The following is a 12,765-nucleotide window of genomic DNA, read 5'->3' as shown; positions in this document are numbered from 1 at the left end:
CCGTGGTGCCGTCGCGCCGACGCTCGGTGACGCACGCAGTGCACGCACCGTGTCCACGCTCACCCGAACGCCCACACGACCACCCCCACGTGGAGCGCGACGGCTCGCCCGAGTTCGTTGGTCGCCCCGAGTACGTCACCGCTCACGCCGCCCAGCCACGGCGATACCCGACGATACACGAGCAACGCGACGGCCGGTCCCGCGAGCACGGCTGCGACCAACGCGGGGAGCGCGCCGGCAGGTGGCGCGAGCACGACGGGCACCGAGAGCACGGCGACCGGGAGCAGCGACCACGGCCCAACGTCGCCGACGACGGCCGAACCGAGCCCTTCGTGTGCCGGCCGACCGACGCAGGCGAGCAGCGCCATCCCGGCTTTCGCTCCCACCTCGGCCGCGAGCACCACCCGGTACGCCGTCGTCCCGGCGAGCGACTGTCCGCCGGTGAAGCCGGTGGCGAGTGCCAACACACCGAGCGTCGTCGTGACGAGGGTCACGCCCAGCGCGAGGGCGCCGCCAACGCCGAGCGCGGCGTCGTCGAGCGCCGCCCGACGGCGCTCGGGGTCGTGTGCGGCGATCGCGTCTCCGAGGTCAGCCAACCCGTCGGCGTGAGTGACGCCACCGAGCAGGTAGAGCGCGAGCAGGTAGCCCGCCGCGGCGCTCCACGCCGACGGCGCGAGCAGCGCGAGCCCTGCGACCGCCCCGAGTCCCGATCCCACGACGGGAAACGTCCACGGCGACCGACGAAACGCGTGCCAATCTGCGGGCACACCACCTGGAATCGGTACGCGCGTCAGGAAGGTGAACGCGCCGCGAAGCGCCGGGATCGGCCTCGCCGGTCCCGAATGGTCCGCCCGGTCGGTCACGCCGGGACCACCCCGGACCCTCCGAGTCGAGGGACGGCCCTGCCGATCCCCGCGACCACCACGCTCGCGGTCCCGATCCCGAGTAAACCCGCGCGCGAGACGACCCGAACGCCAGCCTGCGCCACCTCGACCGTCGGCAGCGGCCGGTCCGCGTGAAGGCTGTACGCGCCCGGCTTCTCCAGTTGACAGTCGAGGACGGCTCCGATCGACGCCATCGGCCACCCGGAGTTCGGCGACGCTGGCACGCCGGCGGCCCGTCTGACCGACGGCCATACGGCCCGAAGCGAACCCCGTCGCCTCCCGTGCTGCTGGGGGGTGAGCCGGCCGACGGCCAGGAGTAACACCGCACTCGCTCGGGCCGGGAGCCACATGACCGCATCGTCGAGACGAGCCGGCGCCCACCCTGCGATGCGGTGGCGATACCCGAGCATCGAGTCGAGCGTGTTGACGGCTTTTACCCATCCGGCCACGCCGGCGGCGACCGACAGCCCCTCGACGGTCGCGAGTCCAAGTCCGCCGGCGGCGAGTGCTCCGACCGCGAACCCCATCAGCGGTGCGACGAGTCCGTCGGCGAGGTTCTCGGCCGCGCTCTCGACGGCCGCCGACCGGACGTGTGCTGGCGAGAGATCGCTCGCGTCTCGGCCGGCGAGTGCACGCAGTTCCCCGCGTGCCTCCTCGACGTCGGACGCGCTCAGCGCGACCACGTCTCTCGTCACCGCGAGGAGCATCCGGTGGCTCGAACAGACGAACAACGCGGCCGCAGCCAGGACCGTCGCGGTGACGCCGTCGCCGGATCCGACCGTCACGCGTGCGGCCGCTGCGCCCGCAAGCACGACCCCAGCGAGTGCGAGCCCGAAGCCCGTCGGCGTCCCCGCCGCGATCCCGACGCCGGCGAGCCGCGTGTCGGGAACGCTGGCGTCGAGCCACTCGACGAGCCGCCCAAGCCACGCCACGGGGTGAAATCGGGTCGGCGGTTCGCCGAACGCCCGGTCCGCGGCGGCGGCGAGCGCGATCGCGCTGGCCGCCGCGAGGCTCACGGCTCGGCCTCCAGTTCGCCAGCGAGTGCCGAGAGCGGAGTCTGTGTCACGTCGAACAGCCGACCGCCGACGTCGACGATCCCACCGTCGGTGGCCGGATCGTCGCCGACGTGCACGAGCGCGTCCGGCGCGACCCCGAGCGCGTCGGCCGCCGCTTCGAAGGCGGACGGGTGCGGCTTCCGCCAGCCGCAGCCGACGCTCGTGGTGACCGCGTCGAACTCTCCGCGGAGGTCCGCGCGTATCAGGGTTCGAGGAACGAGCTCGGGTACCGAGCAGTTCGAACAGAGCCCGACCGGGCCGCGCTCGGCCGCGGCTCGTACCGCCTCGAGCGCCCCCTCGCGTCGGGTCACCGTCGGGTCGAAGGCGGCAACGACGGCGTGTCGGACGACGTTGTCTGCGGCCGCGACGCCGCGCGAGTCGAGAGCTGCGCTCACGTGCGCCGGCAGTGGCGTCTCCGCGCCCGCCGGCGCCTCGACGTGGTGCTCGCCGTACGCGACGTGCCAGTCGTCGGGAACGGGGACGTCGCGCGACTCAAGCTCGCGCGCGACGACCTCGGCGGGGTCTGTCGGGTAGTCGACGTCGACGAGCGTGCCAAAGAGATCGAACGTAACTGCCACGATAGACGGTATAGGGGCAATCGGGGATTTAAGCTGTCGGTCGCTCGCCGGCCCGACTAGAGGACAGGAACAATGTGCAGCGTGTAGAACCGGTAGAGTCCCGTGAGCCACGCACAGAGCCAGAAGATCATAAACCCGGCTACGCCGAGCCGAAGCCGGCTCCGCCAGTGACCGATGTCCTCGTGAATCTCGTCGATGTCGACGTCGGGGTCGTCGTAGGCATCAGCACTGCGTTTGGCCTGTAAGATCCGAACGATACCGGTGAGCGCAAGCGTCAACATCGCGTACGCCTGTAGCCCCAAGACGGCGTGTATCACTGCCCCGCCTGACAACTGGTCGAGTATCCGCGGAAGCATCCACGTCGTTATCGGGATCGTCGTGAGCGCGAGGCCGACGAGGATGAACTTGAGGTGGTACGTCAGCACGTTCCACGTCACCACCTCCGCGTCGATCATGATCCACGCGCCGTACAGGAGGAACGGCAGGCTCGCCGTCACGGACAGCCCGGCCACCGCCGCGATCACCGACTCGTCGACCATGTACGTCGATCGGGCCGGAACGCGTAAAACTCCCCGATCCGCCGTCACCCACGAGGCGGTCCCGGACGAAAACAGTTAGCCCCCCGAGCCCGTACGTGGGGATGATGGAGGACACCTCGACGCGGGCGGCGTCGGACGACCCCGATCGGAGCGCCACCGAGGACGCTACCGATCCCGGCGAGGGGGCGGACGGCGAGCACGACGACGGTGGCGTCACGACGAACGTAGACGCGGACGAGGTGGCTCCCGAGTCGGACGCGCGTACCGCAGCGGCCGACGCCCCCCACGACGCGGATGGTGACGACTCCGACGACGCGGGTAGCTCCGACGGCGCAGACCGCGACGGTTCCGGTGACGCTCCCGACAACCTCGATGCGCTCCGCGAGCGCGTCGACGCCGAGTACGACTTCGACGACTTCGGGCCGGCGGACATGGCACGCATGACCGCCGAGGAGTGGACCGCCGCGTTCGACCCCGAGACGTGGATCACCGGCGGGCGGCTGCTCGACCGCGTCGAGGCGGAACTCAAGTCGCGAATCGCACGACGGGAGGTGTTCGGGGTCCTCGAGCGCGTCCGTGAGGACGGCGAAGAGCGCGTCCTCGTCTACTCCGACGAGGGGTACGCGATCGTCCGCCCGACGGGTGAGGTGAGCGGCCGTGGCACCGTGCTTCGCGACGTCGAGCCGCTCGTCGCGATGGCGGCGATGGAGGCGTACGAGGTACCAGAGCCGCCGGCAGACTGGTCGCTGCCGCACCCAGAGAGCGTTCCCGAGGGGTCCGGTGAGTTCGGCAACCTGATGATACAGGTGATCGCAGCCGTCCAGGTGATCGCCGGCGCGGTGCTCCTCGGTGCTTCGTTCTTCTTCGACCTCGAGAGCATCATCGGCCCCGCGATGGGGGTCGTCTTCCTCCTCGTCGGCGGCTTCTTGTTTGCCATGGTCGCAAACGCACGACTCTCCGATCGGTTCCGCTCGGCGGAGTACCGCGACCGCCTTCGCGCGCTCCGAGAAGCCGAAGAACGGCCCGAGTTCGTCCCCGTCGACGAGGCCGCGTTGACCGACGCTCGAGACGATCAGTGAAACGGCCGAATTCGGGGGTTTCACACCCCGTATGTGGCACCAGACGGACGTCGATAGTCGGTGGGTTTAAGCGCACCCCGTGCGCAGTAAATCTGTATGAAAAGGCGGGAATTCGTGCGGACGGCCGGCGGGGCAACCGCCGCGGCCACGGCCGCCGCTGGCACGGCCGGAACGGCCGCCGCACAGGAGGTCAAACCGGACTGGCCGAGCGGGGTCACGAACGGCAACCTCGGGACCTACCAAGACGCTCGTGGCGAAAGTGAGGTGACCGTCCAGGTCGGTGCCGGCGGCAGCGGCCTGGCGTTCGACCCGACCCAGCTGTGGGTCGACCCGGGCACGACGATCACCTTCGAGTGGACGGGTAACGGCGGTGCCCACAACGTGAAGGCGGTCGAGGACGGCGGCCCGGCGGGCCTCGACAGCGGCGACCCGGTCGGTGAAGAAGGATACACCTACGAATACGAGGTGACCGAAGACGACGCCGGGATCACCCACTACCACTGTGTGCCGCACACGGCCGTCGGCATGCACGCCGGCCTCGCCGTCGGCGGTGACGTCCCGACCGTTGAGGCGGGCGGCGGCGCCGCGAACACCGGGTGGCCCGAGGACATCGCCGACGTCGGGATGCCGATCCACGCCCACTGGGTCGGCGTCGCGGCTGGTCTCGGGATCGTGTTGACGTTCGTCTTCACGTTCTATACGTTAAAGTACGGCGAGTCCGCACACACGGGACACGGGGGAACCCAATGAGCTCGAGCGGATCGTCGTACGGTGACATCCACCGATACGAGCCGGCCAGAGAGAGCACCGCGGCCGCCATCGCCATCGTCCTCCTCACCGTCATCGAGGTCGTCTTCGTCTTCCTCTTCGTCTACGGACTGATGTTCTCGTGGGCGTCGACGGAGTTCGGAAACATGTTCATGGGCGCCGTACTGGCGCTCATCTTCCTCGACCTCGCGTTCATCCTGCTTCTGTACCGCAAGGAGTTCCTCCCCGACGTGATGATCGTAAAGAAGCGTCGGCGGAAGTGGGAAGACCTCTACATCCGCGAGGAGGACAAAGACGGCGTGGAGATCGGCACAGACGACGCCTGGGAGACGGTGAAACGCGCCGTCTACCCGTACTACAAGAAGTGATCACCCAATGAGCCTCAAAAAACGCGACGAGATGGACCACAACGCGTGGCTCAAGAGCCAGGACCTCACGGTCATCGAGACGGCGTTCTTGACCACGCTCATCTGGATCGACAAGCGGCTTCGCATCGTCGACTACCTCGAGCTGCTGGAGACGATGTACTACCGCGCGAACCTTCAGATGCCGAAGAGCCACACCGAACAGTACGACCTCGACAACAAGTTCTGGTACTGGTACCCGCTGTACTCGCTCGGGTCCTTGTCGATCCTCGCGTACCTGGTCGCCGCAGTCTCCGGTGCCTTACTCGGGTTCTACTACTCGCCGTCGACGGCGGGTGCCGCCGCTCAGGGCGACCCGACGGCCGCGTACAACTCCGTCGTGACCATCCTCCAGGACGTCCAGTTCGGCTTCATGCTCCGGTCGATCCACAACTGGGCGGCACAGTTCATGGTCGCCGCGGTGTTCCTCCACATGCTCCGCGTCTACTTCACCGGCGCGTACAAGGAGCCGCGTGAGGTCAACTGGATCCTCGGCGTGATCCTGATCGGATTGACGCTGTTCTTCGGCTTCTCCGGGTACGTCCTACCGTGGAAGCAGCTCTCCTTCTGGGCCGCACAGATCGGCGTCGAGATGGCGCTCGCAACCCCGATCGTCGGGGAGTGGGCCGCACAGCTCCTGTTCGGTGGGTTCACGCTCGGGCAGGCGACGCTCGTGAGAATGTACATCCTGCACGTGTTCGTGTTGCCGTTCGTGGTGACCTCGCTCATCGCGCTCCACGTGGGCATCGTCTGGGTGCAGGGTATCGCGGAGCCGCACTAAGCCAATGACCGACGACACCGAACCGATGACGGACGGCGGAACCGACGAGAGCGCACGGACCGACGGCGGCGCCCCAGCGACGGTGCCACCGGACGACGAAACCCCGTCGTGGACCGAGCGCAAAGAACACTCACAAGGGCTCGCACAGCTGACGTACCAGTACTTCGAGCGATCCCGCCGTGAGGACGAAGACCTCCGCGCGGAGTCGACGTACGTCGAGCGCGACGTGCTCGGCTTCCCGACGTGGCCCCACGAAACGATCCGCAACCTCGCTATCGCGAGTTTCTTTGTGGGAATGATGCTGTTCATCGCGGCGCTCATGCCGCCGCACTTCGGCCACCCGGCGAACCCGGGTTCGACCCCGGCTATCATCCTGCCCGACTGGTACCTGTACTGGTCGTTCGGGCTGTTGAAGCTCAACCCGTTGAACCCGGAACTCGCCGTGCTCGGCGGCAACATCCTCATCGGCAACGAGTTCTTGGGGATCGTCGCACACGGCATCCTGTTCGGCTTCATCGGACTCGTTCCGTTCTTGAACAAAGGGAACGCGCGACGTCCGGTCGAAGAGCCGTTTTGGGCCGGCGTCGGCATGGCTGGCGTCGTGTTGTCGCTCACGCTGGCGGCGCTCGCCATCCAGAACTTCTTCCCGTTCGAGCTTGAGCTGCTCGTCACGCTGACGTTCATGCTCCCGGTGCTCGCGGGGGTCATCACCTACGCGGTGTTGAAGACGATGCGTGAAGGGTACATGTACGACCTCAACCGTCGCTACTTCATGCTGCGGCCGCCGAAGTAATCGGCACGTCCGCTTTGTTCATGTCTGAGTCCGACGACTACGACGACGTCCAGCCCACGGATGCGACCGGCGACCCCATAGCCGCCGGTGACGAGGCCGACCCGCGCACCGAACCGGTCGGTGCCCGCGTTGGCCCGAACGGCCGCGAAATCGTCGTCCCGCTCTCACTGTACAAGACCGTCACGGCGTTGTCGACGTTCGTCGCAGTGGTGACGTACCTCGTGGGGTTCATCCTGATCGACGCGGCGACGCTGCAGGTGAGCATCCTTCGTCGGATACTCGTCTACGCCCTCTCACGGGTCGGTGTCACCCCGCCCGACGACGTGTTGACCGCCGCGTTCGCGATCGTCGGCGTCGGCTCGATACTGCTCGGAACGGCGGTGTACGTGCTCGGAACGCGGTTCCGCGCTCAGGGAATGGGAAAGCCTCAAGAGGACTCCACCGAAGGGTAAACCAATGGCAGACGAGTTCATTAAAGGACTGGCCCTGTTCGCGCTCGGGGGCCTCGGCTGGATCACCTTCGGCGCGTGGTACCGGACGCCTTCCTACTACGAGGTCGTCCAGCTGGTGAACCCCGCAGAAGGGGTGGAGACGGTGTACGGCCAGGTGGGCGTGCTCACCGGTGACGCACTCTACTGGCTGATGATCCTCGGGCCGCTCACCTTCTGGGTGCTCATCCCGATCACTAGACAGATCCGTGACAGCGTCGGCGAAGACGCCGCGAACTGAGACTGCGTTCTTATCTAAAATGCAGGCGGGCAAGACCCCTTCCTCAAGGAGTCGTTCGAGAATCTTTGATTCTCGTGATCCCGAAAATCGGAGATTTTCGGACGACAACGCAGGGAGCGAAGCGACCGAGTAGCGTTAACGAGAGCAAAGCTCTCGTTCGCACATCAGAACGCAAAGCGTTCTGAGGACGCAGTAGGGAGGGGATACGCCCGCCGTCATCCACCAGAAAACACCCCGAATCCAACATTTAACATTTGTTCTAACAAATAGTGTAATAGAATGGTTCAGACGCTCCAGCAAAACCTCCGTGGGCTATCCGCCGACGAGTACGAGGTACTGCGGGGTCTGAGCCATCTCTCGAAAAACCTCTATAATAAAACGCTCTACGAAGTCCGACAGCACTACTTCGACAACGGCGAGTACCTCAACTACTACGACGCCTACGACCAGTTGAAGACAAACTGGAATTACGAGGTACTCCCAAGTCAGGTCGCTCAACAGACGATGAAGCAGGTCGATAGGGGCTTCAAGTCGTTCTTCAATCTCGTGGAGAAAAAGCGCGAGAACAAGTACGACGCCGAGGTGAGTCCTCCGTCGTACCTGCCAAAAGACGGATTCTACACGCTGGAATAGCCGTCGCAGTCGTTTCAGGTCAAAGACGACTATATCCGGCTCGGTATCCCGCGAGCATACCGCGACGAGTTCGACTGTGACCTGACCGAGATTCAAATCCCGTTCACCTACGACGAGGTACGGGACGCGAACATCAAGCGCGTCCAGATTCTTCCGAAGGCCGACGCGCAATACTTCGAGTACCGTGTGTTGTATGAGCAAGATGTAGAGGAAGTCGAGACAGTCGATGGGTCGTGGCTCGGTATCGACCTTGGCGTGGACAATCTGGCGACGTGCGTTGACCATCGAGGCCACTCGTTCATCGTGGACGGTCGGCAACTCAAATCCCAAAATCGGTGGTTCAACAAACGACTCGCCCACTACCAGTCCATTAAGGACAAACAGGGTATCGAGGGCACGACTCGTCGTCTTGAACGACTGCATCAGAAGCGTCGGTACGTCGTCAACGACTACCTTAACAAGACGGTTCGTACCATCACCGACTACTGCATCAAAAACCGTATCGAGAGGGTGTACGTCGGTGACGGGAAAGGCTGGAAGCAGAACGTGAAACTTGGGGATAGGACGAACCAGAATTTCGTCCAGATTCCGTTTGACAAATTGAAACAAAAGTTGAAGCATAAACTCGAAACCCGAGGTATCGCGTTCGAGTTAGTGCCTGAATCCCACACGTCGAAATGCTCATTCTACGACGAGGAAGCCGTCGAACACCACGACGAGTACGTTGGCGAACGTGTCGGGCGTGGACTGTTCGAGGCATCGGACGGGACGCGCTACAATGCCGACGTAAACGGTGCGGTGAATATGGCTCGAAAAGCCACAGGTAAGCCCAATTCGGACTTGTTCGAGTCCGAGGAGGGTGTAGAGCGGGCTGTGGACGCCCCGCGTCGAATAAGCCTCTCGGATATGGAGGAACCTTCGACGGAAGCCCCTGCCTCAAGGAGCGAGCGCGTCAGCGCGAGCGAGTAGGCAGGGGTAGTTCACTCGGCGTTTCGACGATCCGTACTGAGCGACCATCTGTTATGTTGGTCTCAGGACGCCAGCTAGTCGCCGACACGCTCTCGGCACCAGCGTTCGATCACTCGCAGGCGAGCATCTGCGCTGACCGACTATGGCTCACGAGCGGTGATCGACAGGAGTGGACAACGCGGTCGACCGCGACGGCTCTCACGCGAGGATAGCCTGGTTCCAGACGTCTGCGACGAGGAAGAAGAACGCGTAGTAGCCGGCGTACAGCAGGATGAGCGCCGAGGTGACGATGGCGCTCTTCGGCGCTTCGATCGGCATGTCGTTGCGGGCCTCGACGTTCCGTGACTCGAATTCGAAGAGGTCGGCGAGCACGAGCGTGACGGCGAGGATCGAGAGGATCGCGCCGCCGGTGGGCTGGTGGATCGCGAAGAGGAAACTCAGCGTGACGAGACCGAAGTTCGTGAACGCGTGTGGCCCGTACGGCTCGACGCTGTCGCCGACACTCGCCTGCTCGACGTGGCGACTGTGTGCGACGTGCCGGGTGGCGAGGTTCGCGACCGCCATCACGAAGATGGCGAACGGCAGCGCCGGCCCGACGGCCGACAGCCAGCCGAGCGGAACGAGGAACTGCAGTGGGTCCATATCGATCCATCCGGTCACGGGTTATTAGAACCTTTCCGATCGGCGTGTGCCGCGTCACCCGGTCGAGTAGGTACCGCCACGGTGACGTGGTCTGTGACGGTGACCGCGACCGTCTCACCGGGTTCGACCGCCGAACGGCGCTCGCCGTCGACGACGAGCGCGACGGCTCCGTCGCCACGTTCGAGTCCCACGTGTACGCCACCGTCGACGACCCAGACCGGCTTCTGTGTGCTAAACGGTGCCACTGGGACCACGGCGAGGCCCGTGTCGGCGTCGATCTGTGGCCCTCCTACGGCGGCGGCGTATCCACGACTCCCGAGCGGCGTGGCGACCACGACGCCGTCGGCTCGAACCGACACGTGCCGGCCGCTCGGCCGTTCGACGCCGTACCTGGCTATCTGGGCGGGCTCGTCCGTGACCACGGCGACGTCGAGTGCGGCTCGTGCCGTCCCGGACGCGCCGACCACCGAGAGGACCGGATGTTCGACCCGTCGGGTCTCGGCGGCGAGCAGCCCCTCTACGGCGGGGAGTACGGTCGAGCCGGGCGCGCCCTCGTCGTCGACCACGGGCACCACGGTCGGTCGAGCGTCGCCCGCAGCCGACGACCCGGCCGGTGACACGCGCGCACGGACCGCCTCGCCGACCGCCTCCGTCCCGATCGCCACGAGCGCGTCGGCCGCGGTCGGGTCGACGAGGGTGGCCCCGGCGTCCTCGACGACCCGTCGCACTCGCGGTCGAAACGACGCGTCGGCGCCGACGACGGCGACGCGCGTGGGCGGCTGTTCCATGCGTGAGGCGTGTGTGCGGCACGCTCGAAAAGGTCCCGGTTCGGGTGACCCGCCGCGGGCCACGCGCCTGGCCGCTTTCCAAACGCTCAATCCGCCCGCGGACGGACCGTGTCACCCATGAGCACGTGGATAGGTGACGCCTTCACGAGCGACGTCGGCTGGGACCACCTGGAGACCCTCGTCGACATCGGAAACCGCATGGCCGGAAGCGACGGTGAGCGCCGAGCGGCCGAGGCGACGCGCGAGGCGCTCGCCGCGGTCGGCGCCCGCGACGTCCGGCTCGACCCCTTCGACGTCCAGGGGTGGACGCGGGGGTCATCGGCGGTCGAGGCCGGAGAGACGACCCAAGACAGCATCGCGCTCCCGCGAAGTCCGTCGACGACCGTGACGGGCGAGCTGGTCGACCTCGGCTACGGTCTCCCGACCGACTTCGAGGACGCAGACCTCGAGGGGTGTGTCGTGATGGTCGCTTCGAACGTGCCCGACCACTACGACCGGTTCGTCCACCGCCGCGAGAAGTACTACTACGCCGTCGAGGCCGGCGCGGCCGGGTTCGTCTTCCGCAACCACGTCGAGGGGTGTCTCCCGCCGACCGGAAGCGTCGGCACGGAGGCGTCACCGATCGGCGAGATCCCGGCCGTGGGCGTCTCGAAAGAGGTCGGTGCCAGACTCGGCCGACGGTTCACCGGCGAACCGGTGACGGTCCGCGTCGACGCGACGATTCACGACGCGACGAGCCAGAACGTGCACGCCGACGTCGGTCCCGACACCGACGAAGCCGTGCTGCTCACGAGTCACGTCGACGCCCATGACATCGCCGAGGGCGCCGGCGACAACGGCGCTGGGACCGCCGTCGTCGTCGAGGTCGCACGCGCGCTCGCCGCCCGCGAGGACGAGCTCGACACCCGCGTCCACTGTGTCGTGTACGGCGCCGAGGAGGTCGGCCTCGTGGGATCCGGTCACGACGCCGACGCGCGGGATCACGGGACGGTTAAGGCGATCGTGAACAACGACGGCGTCGGGCGAGGCCGTACGCTCCGACTGTACACACACGGGTTCGAGACGCTCGAGACGGCCACGACGACGGTCGCAGAGCGGTTCGATCACCCGATCACGACGGTCCCACAGCTCGGGCCGCACAGCGACCACTGGCCGTACGTCCAGTGGGGCGTGCCGGGAATCCACGTGATGAGCGAGACGGGCGACGAGGGACGCGGCTGGGGGCACACGTTCGCCGACACGCTCGACAAACTCGAGCCGCGCACCGTCCGCGAACAATCGATACTGCTGACCGAGCTGGTCGTGGAACTGGCCGCCGACTCGACGACGATCTCTCCCCGCGATCCGACGTCGATAGCCGAACAGCTCGAAGCCGAGGACCTCGCCGAGGGGATGCGGATCATCGGCGACTGGCCGTACTGAGTCTCAGCTCAAGCGCCGACGGGAGACACGCAGACACTCAGGCGACCGGACACTCAGACCCCCGGCAGCGCCGGCAGCATCACCGCGGCCGTCTCGGCGGCGCGGAACGTCGAGTCGTAGACGTGGTTCAACAGGACGTACGCGACGACGCCGAGAACCAGTGAGAGCAGCCACGCGCTCGCGGCGATCCGGCCGACCGTTCGGTGGGGCGTCTGCGTCCGAAGCTCGTGTTCGGTGTGGGTGAGCCCGAGGACGATGGCGTAGAGCACGACCGGCACCGAGAGGATAGAGAGCGCGATGTGGACGGCGAGCATGATCAGGTACGCGTAGTACGCCGGGTCGGGGCCGACGAAGTACTTCGTGCCACCGCCGGCCACCTTCGGGATATACATTCCGAGAAAGATCAGGATGAGCGCGAACGACGAGACCATCGCCGCGGCGTGTTTTCGGACCTGGTCGGTGCGGATCCAGTACCACCCGAGCGAGAGCGTTCCGATCGTGATCGTGTTCACGACGGCGATCGCGTGTGCGAGCAGGTCGACCTGTCCCCGCGTCAGCTCCGGGAACAGCGCCTGGAACTCGGGGACGAGGAACGCTCCGAGGACGGCTCCGTACCCGACGACGGTGAGCAACACGGTGATCTCGCGGGTCCGCCTTTTTGCCCGATCGCGGACGGTGACGGTGGACATACCTCCGGTACG

At 66.2% G+C, this 12,765-nt stretch carries 17 protein-coding genes; 10 read left to right on the top strand and 7 right to left on the bottom strand.

The window, feature by feature from the left end:
- Positions 1-59: 59 nt before the first annotated feature.
- The 4 genes from cobS to ACNTAO_RS03540 are packed head-to-tail and all read right to left on the bottom strand — an operon-like array spanning position 60 to position 3,056.
- Entirely contained in the window at positions 60-863 is an 804-nt protein-coding gene (gene cobS, locus ACNTAO_RS03555; protein ID WP_435160573.1) for an adenosylcobinamide-GDP ribazoletransferase, read from the bottom strand.
- On the bottom strand, positions 860-1,900 hold the full coding sequence (locus ACNTAO_RS03550) for a CobD/CbiB family cobalamin biosynthesis protein (protein WP_435160572.1): 1,041 nt from the start codon (positions 1,898-1,900) through the stop codon (positions 860-862). The genes cobS and ACNTAO_RS03550 overlap by 4 nt, the downstream gene beginning before the upstream one ends.
- Positions 1,897-2,517 carry an HAD family hydrolase gene (locus tag ACNTAO_RS03545; RefSeq protein WP_435160571.1) on the bottom strand — a complete coding sequence of 207 codons (621 nt, stop codon included), beginning with the start codon at positions 2,515-2,517 and terminating at the stop codon, positions 1,897-1,899. The genes ACNTAO_RS03550 and ACNTAO_RS03545 overlap by 4 nt, the downstream gene beginning before the upstream one ends.
- A gap of 56 nt (positions 2,518-2,573) precedes the next feature.
- The gene (locus ACNTAO_RS03540; RefSeq protein WP_435160570.1) at positions 2,574-3,056 is read right to left on the bottom strand and encodes a DUF7321 family protein; all 483 of its coding nucleotides are present in this window, start codon (positions 3,054-3,056) and stop codon (positions 2,574-2,576) included.
- A 104-nt stretch (positions 3,057-3,160) separates the two neighbouring features.
- On the opposite strand from ACNTAO_RS03540, the gene ACNTAO_RS03535 reads away from it, so the two are divergent.
- From ACNTAO_RS03535 to ACNTAO_RS03495, 9 genes are all read left to right on the top strand, one after another.
- Positions 3,161-4,135: a DUF7319 domain-containing protein gene (locus ACNTAO_RS03535; protein WP_435160569.1), complete on the top strand. Its 975-nt coding sequence runs from the start codon at positions 3,161-3,163 to the stop codon at positions 4,133-4,135.
- 96 nt (positions 4,136-4,231) lie between these two features.
- Positions 4,232-4,885, top strand: a complete 654-nt coding sequence (locus tag ACNTAO_RS03530) for a halocyanin domain-containing protein (RefSeq protein WP_435160568.1) — start codon at positions 4,232-4,234, stop codon at positions 4,883-4,885.
- A complete protein-coding gene (locus ACNTAO_RS03525; RefSeq protein WP_435160567.1) occupies positions 4,882-5,271 on the top strand; it encodes a DUF7318 family protein in 390 nt (129 codons plus the stop codon). The genes ACNTAO_RS03530 and ACNTAO_RS03525 overlap by 4 nt, the downstream gene beginning before the upstream one ends.
- A gap of 7 nt (positions 5,272-5,278) precedes the next feature.
- Complete coding sequence (locus ACNTAO_RS03520) at positions 5,279-6,088, top strand: cytochrome b (RefSeq protein WP_435160566.1); 810 nt, start codon at positions 5,279-5,281, stop codon at positions 6,086-6,088.
- A 4-nt stretch (positions 6,089-6,092) separates the two neighbouring features.
- A complete protein-coding gene (locus ACNTAO_RS03515; RefSeq protein ID WP_435160565.1) occupies positions 6,093-6,881 on the top strand; it encodes a cytochrome b family protein in 789 nt (262 codons plus the stop codon).
- Positions 6,882-6,901: 20 nt separating this feature from the next.
- Positions 6,902-7,333, top strand: coding sequence for a DUF7315 family membrane protein (locus ACNTAO_RS03510; RefSeq protein ID WP_435160564.1), 432 nt, complete (start codon positions 6,902-6,904; stop codon positions 7,331-7,333).
- Between the two features lie 4 nt (positions 7,334-7,337).
- A complete protein-coding gene (locus ACNTAO_RS03505) occupies positions 7,338-7,610 on the top strand; it encodes a DUF7314 family protein (protein WP_435160563.1) in 273 nt (90 codons plus the stop codon).
- A 279-nt stretch (positions 7,611-7,889) separates the two neighbouring features.
- Complete coding sequence (locus ACNTAO_RS03500) at positions 7,890-8,243, top strand: hypothetical protein (protein ID WP_435160562.1); 354 nt, start codon at positions 7,890-7,892, stop codon at positions 8,241-8,243.
- Between the two features lie 33 nt (positions 8,244-8,276).
- Positions 8,277-9,212, top strand: a complete 936-nt coding sequence (locus tag ACNTAO_RS03495) for an RNA-guided endonuclease InsQ/TnpB family protein (RefSeq protein WP_435160681.1) — start codon at positions 8,277-8,279, stop codon at positions 9,210-9,212.
- Between the two features lie 198 nt (positions 9,213-9,410).
- Here the strand turns inward: ACNTAO_RS03495 and ACNTAO_RS03490 are convergent, their stop codons facing one another.
- A complete protein-coding gene (locus tag ACNTAO_RS03490) occupies positions 9,411-9,854 on the bottom strand; it encodes a DUF7313 family protein (RefSeq protein WP_435160561.1) in 444 nt (147 codons plus the stop codon).
- Positions 9,855-9,868: 14 nt separating this feature from the next.
- Positions 9,869-10,642 (bottom strand): NAD(+)/NADH kinase, encoded by a 774-nt coding sequence (locus tag ACNTAO_RS03485; protein WP_435160560.1) that lies wholly within the window; start codon positions 10,640-10,642, stop codon positions 9,869-9,871.
- A 117-nt stretch (positions 10,643-10,759) separates the two neighbouring features.
- Between ACNTAO_RS03485 and ACNTAO_RS03480 the strand changes: the two genes are divergently transcribed.
- Positions 10,760-12,064 (top strand): M28 family peptidase, encoded by a 1,305-nt coding sequence (locus ACNTAO_RS03480; RefSeq protein ID WP_435160559.1) that lies wholly within the window; start codon positions 10,760-10,762, stop codon positions 12,062-12,064.
- 53 nt (positions 12,065-12,117) lie between these two features.
- Here the strand turns inward: ACNTAO_RS03480 and ACNTAO_RS03475 are convergent, their stop codons facing one another.
- A complete protein-coding gene (locus ACNTAO_RS03475; RefSeq protein ID WP_435160558.1) occupies positions 12,118-12,753 on the bottom strand; it encodes a DUF420 domain-containing protein in 636 nt (211 codons plus the stop codon).
- Between the last annotated feature and the right edge of the window lie 12 nt (positions 12,754-12,765).

Origin of the sequence: Halorubrum zhoui (genome assembly GCF_051194155.1) — an archaeon.
Lineage (GTDB): Archaea > Halobacteriota > Halobacteria > Halobacteriales > Haloferacaceae > Halorubrum.
The sequence above is the reverse complement of the archived record's forward strand: the minus strand, read 5'-3'. Positions and strand labels throughout refer to the sequence as shown.